Genomic DNA, 19,284 nt, shown 5'->3' on the forward strand with positions numbered 1-19,284 from the left:
ACTCCATAGTGCTAAAGGGGCAATGCCCCTTTTGCTTATTTTTCTTCAAATTCAGCGTCGACAGTAGTCTTACCATCTTCGTCAGTAGAATCATTTTGCGTATCTTGTTGTCCTTGTTGAGCTTGTTGAGCTTTTTGATATGCTTTTACAGCAATGTCTTGAGCATCTTTTTCTAGTTGTTCTTTCTTAACTTTAATATCTTCGATGTCATCGCCTTTGAGTGCTTCTTCTAAAGCTTTGATTTGGTCTTCTAGTTTTGTTTTTGTAGATTCATCTACTTCGTCTTTTAAATCAGTGATTGCTTTATTTGTTTGGAAAATTAAATTTGATGCTTCATTTCTTGTATCAGCAGCTTCACGTTTAGCTTTATCAGCTTCAGCTTGTTCTTCAGCTTCTTTTACCATACGATCGATTTCATCATCTGATAATGATCCTGTACCTGTAACTTGAATAGATTGTTCTTTATTTGTTCCAAGATCTTTAGCTTTTACAGAAACGATACCATTAGCATCAATATCAAATGTTACTTCGATTTGTGGAACGCCACGAGGTGCAGGTGGAATATCCGCTAATTGGAATCTACCTAAAGTTTTATTATCTGCAGCCATTGAACGTTCACCTTGTAGAACGTGAATATCTACAGCTGGTTGGTTATCTGCAGCAGTTGAGAATACTTGTGATTTTGAAGTTGGAATTGTTGTGTTTCTTTCAATAAGTTTTGTAAATACGCCACCTAAAGTTTCAATACCAAGTGAAAGTGGTGTAACATCTAATAATAAGACGTCTTTCACATCACCTGCTAAGACCCCACCTTGAATTGCAGCACCCATTGCTACTACTTCATCTGGGTTAACACTCTTATTAGGCTCTTTACCTAATTCACGTTTAACAAGGTCTTGTACAGCTGGAATTCTTGTTGACCCACCAACTAATAATACTTGATCAATATCTTTAGGTGTTAGTTTTGCATCAGATAATGCACGTCTAACTGGTTGTTGACATTTATCTACTAAGTGTGATGTTAACTCATTAAATTTAGCTCTTGTTAGGTTCATTTCTAAGTGAAGTGGACCCGCTTGTCCCATCGTAATAAATGGTAGGCTAATTTGTGATGTAGTGACACCACTTAACTCTTTTTTAGCTTTTTCAGCAGCATCTTTTAGACGTTGAACTGCCATCTTATCTTTTGATAAGTCAACACCGTTTTCTTTTCTAAATTCTTGTACTAAATAATCAATAACAACTTGGTCAAAATCATCTCCACCTAGTTTATTGTTACCTGCAGTTGAAACTACTTCAAAAGTTCCATCTGCTAAGTGAAGGATAGATACGTCAAATGTACCTCCACCTAAGTCAAATACTAAAACAGTTTGTTCTTTATCTGTTTTATCAATACCATATGCAAGCGCAGCTGCTGTTGGTTCGTTGATGATACGTTTTACTTCTAAACCTGCAATTTTACCTGCATCTTTAGTCGCTTGTCTTTCAGCATCGTTAAAATATGCTGGAACAGTAATTACTGCTTGCGTGACTTCAGCACCTAAATAATCTTCTGCAGTTTTCTTTAAGTTTTGTAAAATCATTGCAGAAATTTGTTGTGGGGTGTATTTTTTGCCTTGAATATCTACTTTATATCCTGCATCACCCATGTGTCTTTTGATTGAACTTACGGTATTAGGGTTTGTGATTGCTTGTCTTTTCGCAACTTCACCTACACTAATGTCTTCACCTTTAAATGATACGACTGATGGTGTTGTTCTTCCACCTTCAGCATTTGCTATTACTTTTGCTTCTCCGCCTTCCATTACTGAAACAACTGAGTTTGTAGTTCCTAAGTCAATACCAATAATTTTATTCGTCTTTGCCATTTTCATCACTCCATTCATTTACTTTGACCATGGCAGGTCTTAATAGTTGATCTTTATACATGTATCCTTTTTGTACCACTTCTAAATTAATGCCATTTGGTTTGTCTTTATGGCTTTCTTTTTCAATTGCATAATGGTATTTAGGATCAAATTGTTTATTTAATGCATCAATTTCTTTGAGTCCATCACTGATTAACACTTGATAAAACTTGTCGTTTATCATTTTAAATCCATATAAGAAATTCTTTAAAGTTGCATCTTCAGTTTGGATATTTACAATCTTATCCAACTGATCAAGCGGTTCTAAAATATCATGAACTAGATTTTTTGATGCGAATTTTCTGTCATTGATTCTTTCTTGTGTCATTCTTTTTTTAAAGTTATCAAGCTCTGCAGCATTTCTTAGAAATTTATCTTTGAGTTCTTTAATTTCTTTTTCTAATGCCTCTACTTGTTCTTTATGTTTATTTTTCTTTTCTTTTTTAGATTTTTCTTCTTTTTCAGGAGAAACATCTTTTTCCTCTACAATTTCTTCAGATTGTAGATCTTTTTCTTTTTTTTCATCTTCCATTTTATAATCATCCTTTACTATTTTTTATAAAGTTTACCTAAGTTGCTTGCGATATATTCTACTAAAGGTATGACTTTATTGTATTGCATTCTTGTGGGTCCTACGACTGCAATGGTTCCATGTTCTTCTTCACTAATGCGATACGGGACAGAGATAACCGTACAATTTTCCATAGGTATTAATCTTAAGTCACTACCAAACCTAATCGATAATCCATCTTCTTGACCAATGAACTTAAGCAGTTCCCTTCGATCGAGCATATCCACAAAGTTTTTTATGTGTGAAGCGCTATGAAACTCCGGTTGGTCAAAGATGTTGGTTACACCAGATAAATAGAAATTTTCTTCTGCAAATTTAGAAAACGCATCAATAAACGACTCAATAATTTGTTCTTGATAAGCCATAAATGATTCGATTTGTGTTTTTGCAAAAGCATTTTTTAAAATATCGCTTGCTTCAATGATATTTCGTTCTTTTAATAAATCATCAAGTGTTTTAATAACTTTTCTGACACCCTCGATATCACCATCATCAGGTATTGTTATCGATTGATGTTGGACATGTCCTTGATCGGTAACAATCAAAATGACAGCTTCATATTCTGATAAAGGTATAAAATCAATTTTTTTGATTTTTGCTGTATGCCCACTTGGACCTACAGCTAAGGCTGCGTAATTTGTTAAATCTGATAAAAGATTGATTGCCTCTTCAACAGTTTTTTCACGTGCCATCTTATTTTTTAAGAAAATTTCATCAATGAGTGGAAATGATTCTAATACATCTTGATCTCTAGTCACTAAATGCTCAACATAATAGCGATATCCTAATTCTGATGGAATACGTCCACTTGAAGTATGTGTTTTTTCTAAATATCCTAACTCTTCAAGTTGTGCCATATCATATCTCAAGGTTGCACTTGAAAAATTAAGATATGGAAGTTGTGTTAAAGCTTTAGAACCAACAGGTTGTGCATCTTTCACATAAAGTTCAATAATGGCTTTTAAGATCAATTTTTGTCTACTTGTTAACATCCACTCACCTCTTTAGCACTCCTTTTTGGTTTGTGCCAATATCATTGTATTATATTTTATTGGCACTGTCAAGAATTATGTGCTATTTTTTATAAAAATAAGAGCAAATTTTAACTTTTGCTCTCATTTTTTCTTTTGTTTTGACCATTTTACATAATAAGGATTATGCTTTTGTTCATATCTAATTGTTGTTGTTTCATCATGTCCAGGATAAACTTTAACTTGTGATGGTAGCTCCATTAAGCGAAAGATACTTCTTCTTAGGTCAACTAGATTTCCTGAATATAAATCATGTCTACCAACACTATCTTTAAAAAGTGTATCTCCTGTAAAAAGCTTTTGTTCATATAAGTAACAAACACTTCCCTTTGTATGTCCAGGTGTGTAAATGACCTCAATAAAACCATCTGCAAACGGTAATTTCATACCATCTTCGACATATTTCAAATCTAAATGCTTTCTTTGATAAGGATGCTTATTCGGATGATATCCATTATATTTATCCTCAAATAACAGATGTGCATCTTCTAAATGAAGATAAATAGGTACATCAAACATATGAATCAAGTCTATATGGTCCATATGTGCATGAGTAAGTAAGATACCTTCTAACTTATACCCTTCTAGAGCTTCCATAATCGCTTCTAAATCGTGCGAAGGATCAATTAAGTAACAGACATCAAATCTACATAACAAATACGTGTGTGCATGAATTTCAGTTTGTTTAAAAGTTTTCATTTTATATTTCCTTATATAGAAAAAAAACTATTCTTAGAATAGCTTATTTCTTTTCTCTGTGGATTGTATATTTTCTTTCACGTGGGCAATATTTCTTCATTTCTAAACGTTCTGGTTTAGTTTTTTTATTTTTATCTGTATGATAATTTTCATCGCCACATGATGTACAAACCAATTTGACATTATCTCTCATGTTAATCCCTCCATACATACGAAGTTATTATATCAAAAGGACCTGATTATTTCAATCTTTTTATGCTTTTTATTTTTATTTTTTTATCTCCATGTAAAAAACTACCATTTTATGGCTATTTAATCTATAATATGTGTAGGTGATAAAATGTTACAGAGAGAAAAAACACGTTCAATAAAGATTGGACCATATACCATGGGTGGAAATAATAAAGTCTTTATCCAATCCATGACAAATACATACACAAAAGATGTGGAAGCGACCGTCAAACAAATTAAAATGCTCGAGAATGCTGGTTGCGAGATTATTAGAGTCGCTGTTTTAGATATGGTAGATGCACAAGCCATTAAAAAAATTAAAAAACAAATTTCTATCCCACTGGTTGCAGATATCCATTTTGATTATAGATTAGCACTTGAATCCATTAAAAGTGGTGCTGATAAGATTAGATTAAATCCAGGAAACATTCCTAAGCGTGAACATGTCGAAGAAGTTGTTAAAGCATGTAAGGAAAAAAACATTCCCATTCGTATTGGTGTTAATAGTGGATCCTTACCAGGTAGAGCAGAACCCACACCAGAACTTATGGTTGAAACAGCTCAGCATCATGTAGAAATCTTAGAGTCTATGGATTTTTATGATATCGCTTTATCATTAAAAGCAACAGATATGAATCTAATGATTGAAACTTACCGCTTAGCTGCCAAAACGTTTAATTATCCACTTCATTTAGGTGTCACTGAAGCAGGTACTGCATTTAGTGGTGGTATCAAAAGCGCTATGGGCATTGGTATACTTCTTCATGAAGGTATTGGTAACACGATTAGAGTGTCACTTACTGATAATCCAATTTTAGAGATTCAGGCAGCTAAAGAAATCTTAAAAAACTTAGGATTAAAGGATAAAGTTCCAAATTTAATCAGTTGTCCAACGTGTGGTCGTATCCAATACGATATGATTGATATCGCGAAAAGAATAGAAGCGTACTTACTCAAAGTGAACAAGACCATAAACGTAGCAATCATGGGTTGTGCTGTTAATGGTCCTGGTGAAGCAAAGCATGCTGATATCGGTGTTGCTGGTGGTAAAGGAGAAGCTCTTTTATTTAGAAAAGGGCAAATCATTAAAAAAATTAAAGAATCTGAAGTTTATGATGAACTCATCAAAGAAATTGATAATTTTGATGATTCAGTATATGAAAAAAACGCTTAGGAAATCCTAGGCGTTTTCTTTTATCTGTAATCTAAAAAAATGTTTCTTCGTATATTTCATCTTTTAAGCCACTGACTTCATATCCAAAATAATAATAGAAAAGCAGTGATCCATCAAATCTTTTAAATTCAGCTTCCTCTATGGATAAATGATTCAACTTTGCTGTATATTGCATTTCAAATCCATTAATTTTAATGACATGTATTTGTTTTACTTCCTGTCCATTTGTTTCATCATACATATAATGGATTACGTTTTTTTCTTTGAAAAGTGTTAAATCATATAAGTTTACTCTGCAATGACCAAATGACTCATATGCATATTCATCTTCTCTTTGGATAGGTTTGCATTCTTGATGCTCATATATGCTGTATTGTTTATGATTTGTTTCAATGAGTTCTTTTTGTTGCCATGTCGTATCATCTCTTGATGTTTGATAAATATATTCAGTATAGTCAATGATTAAACCTTTTGATTCATAAAGGACATATGCTTCGGTACCATACAAATTGTTTCTATAGTAAATAACTAAATCGTCACTAATATCAGATGTCGTCATGCCTTTAAAATCAGTTATTTGATCAAGACTGTACTGATTAAACTGCATAAATAAATTGACATCCTTAATTTCATGCACTACATCAATATACATTGATGATTCATAATTTTCGTTTGGTGTCAGTGAAGTTTGTAAATATCCAAAATTTTTTATTTCTTCACTATTGATATCTTGGATGATTCCATCATGAGAAAATCCAATCATGATGATAAAAATGATGATCAATAATTTGACTAAAATCATAATTTTTTTCAAAAAAATTCCCCCAAAGCATGCTTTAGGGTTATTTTATCAATATCTTTTTAATTTATCAATATTTTTATTATTCTTATTTTATATATTTTTGAATGAGCTGCATCACTTCTTTAATCTTCTCATCACTTGAACCATCTTCAAAAGATTCCTTAACACAAGTGTTAATGTGATCTTGTAAAATAAGTAGGTTTGCTTTTTTTAAAAGTGACGTAGTTGCAACAATTTGATTTGCTACATCCACACAATATCTTCCATCTTCAGCCATACGGATGACTGCATCAATTTGTCCTTTTGCAGTTTTTAAAATATTTAAAGCTTCAGTTCGATCATGCTTCATAGGATACCTCCAAATGTTTATTCAAATCAACTCTTTTTAATCTTAATGAGTTATAAATGACATTTAAACTGCTTAATGACATTGCTGCCGCACCGATCATTGGATGCAACAATCCAAACATCGCAAATGGTATAGCAATCGCATTATAGAACCATGCCCAAAAATAATTTTGTTTGATTTTTCTAAAAATTGCTTTAGATAACTCAACAGCTTGCAAAATCGTTTCTAATTCGCCGCGGACTAATGTTACATCTGCAGCTTCAATCGCAACATCCGTACCTGTACCAATGGCAATACCTACATTGGATTGTTTTAATGCAGGAGCATCATTGATACCGTCACCAACCATAGCAACTAATCCATATTGATTTTGTAGGTTTTTAATTTCATCGACTTTACCTTCTGGTAAGACGTTTGAAATAACATGTGAAATCCCTGCTTTTTTTGCAATTGCTTTTGCAGTTCTTTCGTTATCACCTGTAATCATCGCTGTTTTAATCCCATACTTTTCAATAGATTTAATGACATCATGAACATCATCTTTTAAAGCATCAGCAACTGCAATCATACCAAGTACTTCTTTAGTTGAAGCAACTAACATTGCTGTTTTGGCTTCTTCTTCAAGTCTGATCATATCATCTTCAAAAGCTTTATAGTTAACTTGATATTGATCTAAAAGTTTTCTATTTCCAATTAAATAAATCTCATCATCAATAGTCGCTTTAATCCCGTGACCCACGATTGCTTCAAAGTTTTTAATGCCTCTAAATAACGCATGAGACTCTCTTGCTTTTTCAATTATCGCAGATGCTAAAACATGCTCAGAGCCTTTTTCTAAAGACCCTGCAATCGATAATAATTCTTTTTCATCTTTTGCGATGATATCAGTAACCACTGGTTTACCATATGTTAATGTTCCAGTTTTATCAAATGCAATCACTTTAATATCTTTTAGGGTTTGTACAGCCTCTCCATTACGGATTAAAATGCCTTTTTCAGCGCCTAAACCACTACCGACCATTAATGCTGTAGGTGTTCCTAAACCAAGCGCACAAGGGCAAGCAATAACGAGTACAGCGGTTGCTGTAACAAATGCCAATGTTAATGAGCTTTGATCTGTGTTTATCCAAGGTAAAATACCTTCAACGGATTGTAAGATACCCAAATGAAAACCAGAGAAAACATTAAATGATATAAACGTTAAAACAGTAATCACCATAATCGCTGGAACAAAATATCCTGTAATTTTATCGGCAAATGCTTGAATCGGTACCTTCGATCCTTGACAAGCTTCTACAAGATTAATGATTTGTGCTAAGAATGTATCATTTCCGGTTTTAGTGACTTCTACTTTGAGCAAACCTTGCTTATTCATGGTTGCACCAATGACAGGATCTCCTGTCTTTCTTTTCACTGGCATAGATTCACCAGTTGCAAGTGACTCATCAATTAAAGACTCACCCTCAATGACTTTTCCATCTGAAGGAATCTTTTCACCCGGCTTTATAATCATCACATCACCAACTGATAGTTCTGATGTTAAAACTTCTATTTCCTGTCCATCGACAAGGATTCTTGCAGTTTTTGCACCTAACTCAATCAGTTTTTTAATTGCTAGTGATGCTTTACCTTTAGCTCTTGTTTCTAAAAACTTACCAATTAAGTGGAATGTCATAATGGTTGTTGCCATTTCGATGAATGTTGTGATTGGTAAAAAAAGTCCAAGCAAACCAATTAAATAAGGCGGTAAGGACCCTAATGACACTAAGACATCCATATTAGGTCTTTTAGCTTTAAGTGATTTAAAACTTGCTTTATGTACGTGCGAACCTAATATAAAGACCACGGGGAACCCCATGAGTGCAACAATCACTGTATATCCGAAAATAGAAATGATAAACATGTGAATAACCATCAGTGTCATCATCATAGCAGAGATAGATGCAGAAATTAGCATTTTCCTTTTAGCTTTTTGCATTTTTAAGACATCGGGATCGACACTCACGTCTATATCTTCTTCAAGCATGATGTCATAGCCAATGTCTTGAACTGCTTTTTTCATATGACTAAGTTTTAATACTTCAGTATCATAAGTTACTGTCATTTTGTCATTCGCTATGTTCACATTGACATCCTTAACACCTTGAAGTTCTTTAACTGCATGATCAACATTGCTTGCACAAGTTGCACAGGTCATCCCTTCAACGCGCAGCGTTATTGATTTTAATGTTTCTTCTTTTAATGTCGCATCATATCCAGCACTTTCAATGGTTTCAATCACTTGATCGATATTGATTTTTGATTCATCAAAAGTGATGAACGCTGTATCGTTGCCTAAATTGATATTGGCTTTAATGACGCCTTCTTTTCTTTTTAAAACTTGATCAATGGCATTTGCACATGACGCACAAGTCATACCAATGATGTCGAATTTCTTTGTTGTCATTGTTTCACTTCAGCTTTAAATCCTAAACGGTTAATTTGGTCAATAATCGTTTGGTCATCAAGTTCTGATTCATCATAAGTTACAACAACTCTATTCTCCATATTTTCGACTTCAATGTCAGTGACACCTTTATTTCTAGATACAACGCGTCTTACGCTACTTGCGCATCCTCCACATGTCATACCAGTTACAACATATTCTACAGTTTTCATATAAAACCCTTCTTTCTTATGCTTTTTTACCCCCTACATAGGGGGGTATATTTTTATTGTAACATTAAATGCTATCTATGTAAAGAAAAATGAGTGAAAGCATCACTCATTTGTATCTGGTTCGTATAATGTGATTTCATAATCACAAATGTCTTGGTAAAACTCTTTTTCATGGGAAACTAAAATCAGTGTCCCTTGATAATTAATCAGTGCATCTTTTAATGCTTCTTTTGCTTGAACGTCTAAGTGGTTAGTGGGCTCATCTAAGATTAAGACGTTACCTTTTTGATGTCTAAGTCTAGCTAACCTTACTTTAGTTTGCTCACCACCTGATAAAGTATTTAAAGATCTGGTTGCCATATCATAATCAATCCCATGATTAGCAAGTAAACTCATTACATCTTTTTTTGTGAAATGTTGATATTCATGATGAATATATTGAAATGGTGTAAGTCCATCTTCAAATTTTTGATCTTGTGCAAAATAGGCTATCTCAGCTGTATCTATCCAATGATATGCACCACCTAATTTAGGAACTATATCTAAAATTGTTTTAATGAATGTAGATTTACCAACACCATTTTTCCCTGTGATCGCAACTTTTTCTTCCCTTAAAATAGCCATTGAAAGAGGTTCTAATAATGGTTCATTATATCCAATTTCTAAATCCACTGATGTAAAAACATCTTTACCCGTAGATTTTGACATTGGAAAATGAAAATGATACTTTTTATCTTTTTGAGGTGGTTTGATTCGCTCTATTTTTTCTAGCATTTTTCTTCTGCTTTGTGCTCTTTTTGTAGTGGTTGCTCTAACAATATTTTTTTGGATAAACTCTTCAGTTTTCTTGATGAATTTTTGCTGATTTGTAAATGCTTTTTCTTGTTGCTTTAAGCGTAATTCTCTTTCTGTTAGATAGAATAGGTAATCACCTTTATATCTAGATATTTGACCATTTTCAAGTGCAAATACTGTTTGAGCAATGTCCATTAAAAATTCTTCGTGGTGGGAAACAACGATGAATGCTTTTTGATAGCTGTTTAAAAATTTTGAAAGCCATTCAATATGTCTTACATCAAGAAAGTTTGTGGGCTCATCTAGTAAAAGGACATCTGCATCTTCTAAAAGTAATTTACCTAAGATGATTTTAGCTCTCATACCACCAGATAAATGTTTGATAGGCTCTTCTAAAATATCCATTTGAAGACCTAAACCGTGAATAATATTACCCACTAAAGACTTGATTTGATAAAAATCAGAGTCTAAAAGTTGTTCATGAAGATCTGCTGCCCAATGCAAAATCTTTTCGTGCTTTTCTTCTGGTTCGTGGGCTATAGAATGATAAAGTCTTTCCATTTCTTTTTCTTTTTCAAATAACGGTAAAAAGACATCATATAAATATGTCTTAACTAAAATGTTTGGATTTATTTTTGCATATTGGTCTAAATAACCAATCTTTTTATTAGGCATCCAATTGATGCTACCAGCATCTGGTTTAATCCTTTTATCTAAAAGTTTTAATAACGTAGATTTTCCTGTACCATTGGGTCCAACCAATACTGCATGCTCACCTTCAAATAGGCGCATCGATGCTTTTTGATAAAGTTCTTCACCACTGTAGCTAAACTGAATGCCGTCTACGTCTAATATACTCATTTTGGTAAATCGAAGGATAATACTTTAGGATCTTTCTGATCATCTACGTATATCCATTGCTCCTTTACAAAGTCTATATCATTAACAATGTCTTTGACATGTTTTATAAAATATTTTGCTTTTGCCGTTGCTAAAATCTCTTTATTTTCATTAGAGATATATCCTTCACCCTCAAACATTCTCGATTTAATGTTTGTAATATATCCCACTGCATAAAGCATTTGATCGAGAGGCACAGGTTTTTGATATCTAATATTGAGATCTACTGTAACACCCCAAATATCTTCGTCATGAATTTGAATTGCTCTTCCAATGGTTTCATCTAAAAGTGCCGCAATAATCCCACCATGCATACGCATTGGGTAAGACTGATGAAGCTCATGGCCTTTAAAAACACCAATAAGGCGTTCTTTTTCGAGTTCATAGTAAGAAGTGTTTAATCCCGCTTTATTGTGAATACCACAGACAAAACACATCTCTGAGTTATTTTGTTTCTTTAATACTTTAAAAATCATAATAGCATAAGCTCCAATTCTGTATAAGCAATATATATAAATGCTATAAATCCAGTTACGAAAAATATGATAACAAGTATTCTATAGATTTTACCAAATACTGTTTTATTTTGACTATGCTTATAAAACCCTAGTGATAAAGGTGTAAACATAATTAAGAGTTGATCTTTTAAACTAAATGGGCCTTTAAACGCAAATACAGTTCTTAAAATAAATAATGTGAGTGTACCTAATATTAGGGTAAACCAAAAGGCATTAATCAAGGTATAAATCATGATATCAAACATGTTTTTTACCTCCTATGATTACAAAAATAATTGTGATGAGTAATAAGATAAACCATAAAAACGATCCAGTGAAAAAATATCCCAGCACACATATGAAAAATGATTGCAGCATCACTAGAACACGATCTTTTAATCTTAGATTCATGATGATGCCTCACTTTCTAAAACAACATAGGTCGTTAACACTTGATTTGTAATCTCAATATGTCTTCCACCACGCTCTAAATAACCATATGCTGTGTATCCAGATATTCTTCCATATGCTAATAACACATCATCTTTATAGAATGAAAAGTCGTTTAAATGGTCGTGTCCCACAAAAACAGCATGTGATAATCCATATGTGACCATTGCATCGAAAAAGCCAGTATCAACACCTTGAGCATAGACCTTATCTTCTAAAAACAGGCCATCATAATCTACTGGATCTATATATTGTCTAAGTGGAATATGCATGAATACTGTAGATTTTTGTGTATCATCTTTAACTAAATTTTCATACCAGGCAACTTGAGCATCAGATAAGTATTCATATTCGCCCTCTTCTTCTGTATATACGTTTCTTTCAGCTTTGGTGTCTAGAAAATATGCATGATAAATAAGTTGATTGTCATGCATAAAATTGATTTTGAAATTACCTACACCACCATCAACTAATTCTGGTCCGTTCTTATAATAGAGATAGTTTGTATCATCAAAGTGCTTAACCAAATCTTTATAATCGTGAAAATCAGTGTCATGATTCCCAAAAACGAGTGTCCATGGTGTTTCGAGGCTTTCCATGAATTTGACGAATTGACCGTAAAGCATGGATGCTTGTGGACTCATGGTGATATCACCAGTAACAACAATCAAATCATAATCATCGGCATTGACAAGATTTTCAATTAAATCATATGTCATTTGATCTCTATTTGAAATACCATATGCTAAATGAAGATCAGTGACTTGTAAGATTTTGATTGTCTCGCTATCAACTTCTAGTATTAAAGGCTCATTATCCGTCCATATGATTTCATCGCTTGAACATGCTGATAGACCAAATGAAAGGAAGATAATGAGTAATGTTAAAAATGTTTTTCTCATATGACTTCCTCTTCTAAAAAGGATTCTAATTGTACAAATCTAATCAGTCTCATATTGTAAAACTCATCATGCTCATCAATAAATACCATCTCATTTTCGTTGATGAATCTTTTGATTTTTGATTCAAGCGGATAAATGATCACCAATTTTTTATGTTCTCCAATCAAAAACCCATTTTGATTGATAAGTAAATTACCACTAGATCTATGAATTTCCCAAATGTATTTGCTATTGATGGTAAGTTCGTGATTTTTCAAGATTTTGTAGAATAAAATTTCATAGGTTTCACCATTTTTATGAAACCAAATCCTTTTATCTTTTCTTTCGATTGTCCCATACTTTTCTAAAATACCAACAGCTTTATCCTTGATACTTTGATTTTGTTGATTGTTTAATATAAAGACAACAGATATTGCAATAACTATAACTGCTGCGATGATAAGTTCAGGCATGTTGATCCCTCTTTCACATTAACTTTAATGAGTATTTTATCTTTGAATATGCATTCAAACTCATATAATTTTTTATCGCTCATGATTTTCGGTAGAAAACAAGGAATATTTTTAGCAACACCTTCATTATCAAAATCTGATAACCATTTGATATCTTTAAAATCAAGAATTCCCTCATCTACCTTTTTAGGTGTTATAAACTCAAAATTATGATCTAAATGATATATGTAGATGTACAAACCTTGTCCATTAGCATTAAATACATTCCAAGTTACACAACCCTTAAATATAAATTTATTGATATCTAAATTTAGTCCTGTTTCTTCAAACACTTCTCTATAAACACAAGATAATGGTGTTTCATCTTCATGAATTTTACCACCTAATCCGTTCCATGAGCCCATCCAAGGAGATTTGTTTCTATTGATGACTAGTATTTCATTTTTGCGAACTAAAAATGCTAGAGTATATTTAAACATAGGCTCTCCTTTGATGCAATCTATTGAAAATTATACCATAATTTAAAGAAAAATCGGGTATGGTCCCGATAATATCATTGTAAATTTATTTTTATCCCTATTTTAGTCACCTTTTTATGTTTCACTTAGTAAAAATTATTTGATTTTTTTCGTCTTTATGCTATAATATAAAGGCATGATTAATTGATGCCTCCTTAGCTCAGTTGGTAGAGCAACTGACTCTTAATCAGTGGGTCGTAGGTTCGAGCCCTACAGGGGGTACCAAATAACAATTAACAACCAGCATTTTTGTTGGTTGTTTTTTATGATTCTTTTTAGAAAAAAACTAGAACAGTTAGTTGTTCTAGTTTGTATATATGTAATATGTTTGTTTTTTAGTTTATCCAATATGCTCATATACGACAACTTCTGATCTCATATATTGAGCTTGAATTCTTAAATGATAATTTGGCATCTCTTTAGGAATCTCAACACTCCATCCAACAAAGATATACCCATCTTTTTCTGGAGCATCAGGAATTTCTAGATCTATCAAATTTGTACCTGGTTCAAAATAGTCTCTAAAGACCACATCTTGATCATGTGTCACAAATTCTAACATCTTCAGTTCCACTGAGTTTGCCTGTAGTTTTGATACCTCTAAGGTGAACATCATTGCTGAAAGTATGACTGCTAGTATGACGATAATTTTTTTCATACAATCACTCTTTCTATACCAAATGTTTGATACACCTATATTATAAAGATTATTTATTAACTTATTATGATGATTTCCTTAAGAATTTATTAAATCGTATATTCTCTATGCATTAAGTGAAAAAGGTGCTCTTTGAGGGCTTCAAGCTTAATATCGGTATGATACATCATGGGTATTTGATAATTAATATCAATATGTACTTCATGATCTAAAACCAGTTGATCAAGCTTTTTCTTTGCATTTATAACATCCAAATAGTCGATGCTTAAACAGTGCATAACATCATCTTTGATGTAGCATAAAGCATGGGTTTTTATATATCCTTTTTTCTTATTAAAATTTTTAATCCTGATCAACATATCAAATGTTTCTTTCATATTTCGTTCAAAGAAGTAATTGAGTTTTCGATGGTCATACTTATGTAGATAGTTAGTGACATCATCATAACTCAATACATAATAACGATTCGATAAACCTTCCTTGTTTTGGAAATACTCAGATAAATGGAGTTTCACCATTTTTGTATCTTGATGCACTTGAAAGTAAAATGACCAGGGGACTTCAAAATGTGTCATAGAACCACCCCTTCTTTTCTATTATAGTCATTTTGTATGTCCCGTTTCTTAATCAATTCTTAAAAATTTCTTAAATAAAAAAATAGAGCATGGTAGCCCTATTTAATATCTATCTGACCCAATTTATAACCAAAGCCCCACATTGTAACAACAACTTTAGGGTTTGATGGATCTTCTTCAATTTTTTTCTAAGTCTTCTAATATGCACATTAATGACATTATCATTAAAATAATATTCTTCATTCCAAATTTTACGATACATTTCTTGTTTTGAAAATGTTTGATCAGGATGTGTTAATAATAACTTCAATATCTCAAACTCTTTTAATGTTAATTCTAAAGGCTCACCGGCTTTTTTCACTTGGAAGGTATTTAAGTTCACTGTAATATCATTAAACTCAAATAAAGCTTGCTTAGGCTTTTCTTCATGATGTTTACTTCTTCTTAATAGTGCTTTAACTCTAGCGAGTAATTCAAGCATAGAAAAAGGTTTAACGACATAGTCATCAGCGCCTAAACCTAGATTGATTGCTTTTTCAACATCAGTATCTTTAGTTGAAATAATAATGACCGGTGTATCTCCTTTTGAGCGAATATGCTTTAAGACATCTTCACCGCCAACCTTCGGTAACATAAGATCAAGTAATACAACATCATATTGCTCTTTATCAAATTGATTAATCGCGTCTTCACCATTAAAAACAGACTTCACATCGTAAAGTTCTGACTTTAGTTTTTGCTCAATGCTTTTGCTGATAATGACGTTGTCTTCGATTAAAAGTACTTTTTGTGGCATATCATAACCTCTTTTACTTGTTCGTATATATAGATTATATCACACTATAAAGCAATTATTAACATAAATAAAAAAAATGAGCCCTAGTGATTGGGGGGGAGTTATCACTAGGGCATTATTGATAATTTTCATGATAAGCAAGTTTTACAAAAAAGGTAAAACTCACCTTAACTACCATGAAACTACCAATACATTCATATTATACACAACTTTGAAATAAATTGCACGTAAAATCATCATTTTTTTTGTAAATTTTTTTTATGAGTATGTAAAGGATAATACTTGGCTAATATCTGAAGCTCTTCCAAGGAAATCAATGGCTTGAACTTGGATTTGATAACTTTGACCTGCTTCTAATCGATCAAATATATATTGATTTAAGTTCGCATAGTCATAAAGTTCACCATCGACATAGATTGCATATTTTTCTACACCATAGTCATCTTCAGCTGCATCCCAAAAGATTGCGTTTCTCAGTGGAGATATTGATAAATCTTCTATATTAGAAGGTGCTTCTTTGTCGATTGTCGCATAATCATACTTATAGACCCTTACATAATCAATTTCAAATGTCTGTGGGAAAATTGAGTTATCAACTGCTCCACCTAAGTTTCCACCAATTGCTAAATTTAATATCAAGTAGAAATCTTGATCAAATGGAAATGCTTCATGATATGGTACATCTTGATTAAAAGCTGCAGTATATCTGAATGTAGCAAATGCTTCTCCATTCATATACGTGATGATCTCACCTGGATTCCAAATGATTTCATAAAGGTTGAACTCAGTTTCAGCCGTTGGCGCATCAATATCAAAACCGATTTGTGTCCCTAGTTGATGATTAAATTTCGCAGTATGTATAGTAGAAAATAAATTCCCCGGATCTCTACCTACATATTCCATAATATCAATTTCACCACTTCTTGGCCAACCACCATAAACACTCATCGTCGGCATCATCCATATTGCAGGCCATGTGCCAGCTCCTGAAGGAAGTTTAGCTCTTACAGAAATACGTCCGTATCTAAAATCACCTTTATACTTAGTTGTAAGACGACTTGAAGTGTAATCTTTTCCTAAATACGATTCTTGTCTACCAGTAATGACTAATTTACCATCAACGATTTCAGCATTTTCTCTTGTATAATATTGAAGCTCATTGTTACCCCCACCGTAACCATTCACTTCAAAATTCCATTTATCTTCATCGATGGTATCACCTTCAAACTCATCAGCCCAAATGCAAACCCATCCACCTTCTAAAGTAGCTTCATTACAGTCTTCTACTGGTACTAATGGATCTACATCAATTGGATCTTCTGATGGTTCACAACCAACGATAACAAACATAAACAATATTAATATCAATAACTTTTTCATAATTTTATTCTCCTGTGATACCAGTTCTATCGATACTTTCAACAAAGTATCTTTGTGCAATAAAGTATAACACAAGAAGTGGTAATATGGTTAACATATTGCCCGCAAGCATAATCGCTTCATTAAGTTCTGATCCTGCTGATCCAGGAGGGAATAATGTTTCATAACTTGATCTAAATGCTTGTAACTTAAGTGGTAATGTAATTCTACCACCGACATATAAAGATGTTATAAAGGTTTCATTCCAATACCATACAAAACTAAATAAGAAAACAATCAAAAACGATGGAATTGCAAGCGGAACTGCAATTCTCGTAAATATTCTAAACTGTGATGCACCATCAACTTCTGCAGATTCCATCAACACACCAGGAATGGTTTTAAAGAACTGATAGAAAATTAAAATGTAGATGGCGGCATTAACACCTTGCCCAAATATCGCTGGGAAAATCATAGCATTTTGTGTACTCATTAACCCAAGATTATTAAAGATAACTAGGTTTGCAACCATCGTTACTTGTGAAGGTAAGATAAATGTTGCAAGCATAAGTACAAATAATAAGTTTTTAAGTGGGAATCTAAATTTCGCAAACCCATATCCAATAATCGCAGATGATATGGTTACAGATATCGATACTTTTAAAACATAAGATGTTGTAGAAACTATAGATCCTGGTAATTCTAGCACTTGTAATGCTCGTCCATAGTTTTCAAACTGCAATGCAGTAGGTATCCATTTAACCCCTGGATTAATCAAATCATCAACAGTCATAAAACTATTCACTGTCATAAATAAAACTGGATATAAATAAATATAACTAAAGCTGATAAGTAATGTGTAAATCACAAACTTATACACAAAACCATCCACAAAATTCATACCAAACAAGAATTTTCTTGCTTTTATTTTAAAATGCTTAGTATCAAATTTTTTCATTAGTTTTTCTCCTTTCTTCTTGCTGAAAGGATTAACACGAATATACCCATAATAATCACCATAAGTAAGAAATAAATCCAAGCAATCGTAGCAGCATATCCATATCCAAACCAGAATGTTGAGTCAGGTGCTCCAACGAGCATATGACTTCTTGCAAGATCTAATATACCTCCTGATTCTACAAATAAGCTCATAGAAACAACGATATATATCACACTCACACTAATTAAAGGACTAATTGAAGGTAAGGTAATCTTCCAAAAACGATCCCATGGTGAAGCACCATCAATTGCTGCTGCTTCATAAATCGAACCATCAATTTTTTGTAACCCAGCTAAGAAAATCAAAATCGGAATACCTGCATACCATAAGATGAGTAACATAGATGTCAAAATTGCTTCAACTGGGCTTGCAATCCAAGGTCCTAAATTTTCTGAAATAAAGACAATTAAACTACTGTCCTCTAGTGAAGGAATTGAAGTTGCATCTTGATTATTTAATTCCGCAATAACTGGCCCAGTTGAGATAACAACAGGTAAGAAGAATATGGTTCTCCAAAAACCTTTGAGCTTGATTGGGTTATTAATCAGTACAGCAATTAAAATAGAAAATACAATAATTAGAGGTACAGAAATCAACATCTTCCCAATGTATGTTGCAAATAATGGTAATAGTGTTTGACTTCTAAAGACGTTTAAATAATTTGTAAACCCTATGAATGTCGTTTCAACACCAGACTCTAAACTATAATATGCTTCAGTAAAGCTTAAGTAGAGAGAATAAAACATAGGATATAAAGTGAATATTGTAAAACCAATAATCCATATTAAAATGAATAAATATCCATAAAATGCTTCACGTCTTCTTCTTGTAATATCAATTTTTATAAATCCAAATAAGGTTAATTTTAAACCTTCTCTTCTTATAATGAAATTATGAGATAATGCATATTTGAATTTTTGAACATATTTTGCTAGTTTACTATCATAAAATGCTACAACT

General features: G+C 32.5%; 21 protein-coding genes, 1 tRNA gene and 1 pseudogene. 2 read left to right on the forward strand and 21 right to left on the reverse strand.

Annotated elements, in window-relative coordinates; all coding sequences use genetic code 11:
* Positions 1–35 precede the first annotated feature (35 nt).
* The 5 genes from BK011_06255 to BK011_06275 all read right to left on the reverse strand — a co-directional run bounded on the left by BK011_06255 (position 36) and on the right by BK011_06275 (position 4,401).
* Positions 36–1,868, reverse strand: a complete 1,833-nt coding sequence (locus BK011_06255) for a molecular chaperone DnaK (GenBank protein AUD65308.1) — start codon at positions 1,866–1,868, stop codon at positions 36–38.
* Positions 1,852–2,439: a nucleotide exchange factor GrpE gene (locus BK011_06260; protein AUD65309.1), complete on the reverse strand. Its 588-nt coding sequence runs from the start codon at positions 2,437–2,439 to the stop codon at positions 1,852–1,854. The genes BK011_06255 and BK011_06260 overlap by 17 nt, the downstream gene beginning before the upstream one ends.
* A gap of 17 nt (positions 2,440–2,456) precedes the next feature.
* On the reverse strand, positions 2,457–3,470 hold the full coding sequence (locus BK011_06265) for a heat-inducible transcription repressor HrcA (protein AUD65310.1): 1,014 nt from the start codon (positions 3,468–3,470) through the stop codon (positions 2,457–2,459).
* Positions 3,471–3,593: 123 nt separating this feature from the next.
* Entirely contained in the window at positions 3,594–4,208 is a 615-nt protein-coding gene (locus tag BK011_06270) for a hypothetical protein (protein ID AUD65311.1), read from the reverse strand.
* Positions 4,209–4,251: 43 nt separating this feature from the next.
* Complete coding sequence (locus BK011_06275) at positions 4,252–4,401, reverse strand: 50S ribosomal protein L33 (protein AUD65312.1); 150 nt, start codon at positions 4,399–4,401, stop codon at positions 4,252–4,254.
* A 147-nt stretch (positions 4,402–4,548) separates the two neighbouring features.
* Here BK011_06275 and BK011_06280 point away from each other — a divergent pair, with 147 nt between their 5' ends.
* Positions 4,549–5,613 (forward strand): 4-hydroxy-3-methylbut-2-en-1-yl diphosphate synthase, encoded by a 1,065-nt coding sequence (locus BK011_06280; GenBank protein ID AUD65313.1) that lies wholly within the window; start codon positions 4,549–4,551, stop codon positions 5,611–5,613.
* A 31-nt stretch (positions 5,614–5,644) separates the two neighbouring features.
* Here the strand turns inward: BK011_06280 and BK011_06285 are convergent, their stop codons facing one another.
* The 10 genes from BK011_06285 to BK011_06330 all read right to left on the reverse strand — a co-directional run bounded on the left by BK011_06285 (position 5,645) and on the right by BK011_06330 (position 13,897).
* Entirely contained in the window at positions 5,645–6,427 is a 783-nt protein-coding gene (locus BK011_06285; protein ID AUD65314.1) for a hypothetical protein, read from the reverse strand.
* Between the two features lie 73 nt (positions 6,428–6,500).
* Positions 6,501–6,764 (reverse strand): transcriptional regulator, encoded by a 264-nt coding sequence (locus tag BK011_06290; GenBank protein ID AUD65315.1) that lies wholly within the window; start codon positions 6,762–6,764, stop codon positions 6,501–6,503.
* Positions 6,754–9,210, reverse strand: coding sequence for an ATPase (locus BK011_06295; protein ID AUD65316.1), 2,457 nt, complete (start codon positions 9,208–9,210; stop codon positions 6,754–6,756). The genes BK011_06290 and BK011_06295 overlap by 11 nt, the downstream gene beginning before the upstream one ends.
* The gene (locus tag BK011_06300) at positions 9,207–9,422 is read right to left on the reverse strand and encodes a hypothetical protein (GenBank protein AUD65317.1); all 216 of its coding nucleotides are present in this window, start codon (positions 9,420–9,422) and stop codon (positions 9,207–9,209) included. The genes BK011_06295 and BK011_06300 overlap by 4 nt, the downstream gene beginning before the upstream one ends.
* Positions 9,423–9,524: 102 nt before the next feature.
* Complete coding sequence (locus BK011_06305) at positions 9,525–11,078, reverse strand: hypothetical protein (GenBank protein ID AUD65318.1); 1,554 nt, start codon at positions 11,076–11,078, stop codon at positions 9,525–9,527.
* Positions 11,075–11,593 carry a hypothetical protein gene (locus tag BK011_06310; protein AUD65319.1) on the reverse strand — a complete coding sequence of 173 codons (519 nt, stop codon included), beginning with the start codon at positions 11,591–11,593 and terminating at the stop codon, positions 11,075–11,077. The genes BK011_06305 and BK011_06310 overlap by 4 nt, the downstream gene beginning before the upstream one ends.
* Complete coding sequence (locus BK011_06315; protein ID AUD65320.1) at positions 11,590–11,880, reverse strand: hypothetical protein; 291 nt, start codon at positions 11,878–11,880, stop codon at positions 11,590–11,592. The genes BK011_06310 and BK011_06315 overlap by 4 nt, the downstream gene beginning before the upstream one ends.
* A gap of 141 nt (positions 11,881–12,021) precedes the next feature.
* Positions 12,022–12,966 (reverse strand): hypothetical protein, encoded by a 945-nt coding sequence (locus tag BK011_06320; protein ID AUD65321.1) that lies wholly within the window; start codon positions 12,964–12,966, stop codon positions 12,022–12,024.
* On the reverse strand, positions 12,963–13,418 hold the full coding sequence (locus tag BK011_06325) for a hypothetical protein (GenBank protein ID AUD65322.1): 456 nt from the start codon (positions 13,416–13,418) through the stop codon (positions 12,963–12,965). The genes BK011_06320 and BK011_06325 overlap by 4 nt, the downstream gene beginning before the upstream one ends.
* Positions 13,388–13,897: a hypothetical protein gene (locus BK011_06330; GenBank protein ID AUD65323.1), complete on the reverse strand. Its 510-nt coding sequence runs from the start codon at positions 13,895–13,897 to the stop codon at positions 13,388–13,390. The genes BK011_06325 and BK011_06330 overlap by 31 nt, the downstream gene beginning before the upstream one ends.
* A gap of 188 nt (positions 13,898–14,085) precedes the next feature.
* Here BK011_06330 and BK011_06335 point away from each other — a divergent pair.
* A tRNA-Lys gene (locus BK011_06335) sits at positions 14,086–14,161 on the forward strand.
* Positions 14,162–14,276: 115 nt separating this feature from the next.
* On the opposite strand, the gene BK011_06340 is transcribed toward BK011_06335, so the two are convergent.
* The 6 genes and pseudogenes from BK011_06340 to BK011_06365 all read right to left on the reverse strand — a co-directional run bounded on the left by BK011_06340 (position 14,277) and on the right by BK011_06365 (position 19,163).
* Positions 14,277–14,594, reverse strand: coding sequence for a hypothetical protein (locus BK011_06340; protein AUD65324.1), 318 nt, complete (start codon positions 14,592–14,594; stop codon positions 14,277–14,279).
* 89 nt (positions 14,595–14,683) lie between these two features.
* Positions 14,684–15,169: a hypothetical protein gene (locus BK011_06345; GenBank protein ID AUD65325.1), complete on the reverse strand. Its 486-nt coding sequence runs from the start codon at positions 15,167–15,169 to the stop codon at positions 14,684–14,686.
* 98 nt (positions 15,170–15,267) lie between these two features.
* Positions 15,268–15,965, reverse strand: a pseudogene (locus tag BK011_06350) (DNA-binding response regulator).
* A 258-nt stretch (positions 15,966–16,223) separates the two neighbouring features.
* Positions 16,224–17,345, reverse strand: a complete 1,122-nt coding sequence (locus tag BK011_06355) for a hypothetical protein (GenBank protein ID AUD65326.1) — start codon at positions 17,343–17,345, stop codon at positions 16,224–16,226.
* Between the two features lie 4 nt (positions 17,346–17,349).
* Positions 17,350–18,282, reverse strand: a complete 933-nt coding sequence (locus tag BK011_06360) for an ABC transporter permease (protein AUD65327.1) — start codon at positions 18,280–18,282, stop codon at positions 17,350–17,352.
* On the reverse strand, positions 18,282–19,163 hold the full coding sequence (locus tag BK011_06365; protein ID AUD66159.1) for a hypothetical protein: 882 nt from the start codon (positions 19,161–19,163) through the stop codon (positions 18,282–18,284). The genes BK011_06360 and BK011_06365 overlap by 1 nt, the downstream gene beginning before the upstream one ends.
* Positions 19,164–19,284: the final 121 nt, after the last annotated feature.

It is taken from the genome of Tenericutes bacterium MZ-XQ (genome assembly GCA_002838205.1).
Classification (GTDB): Bacteria; Bacillota_I; Bacilli_A; order Acholeplasmatales; family Acholeplasmataceae; genus Mariniplasma.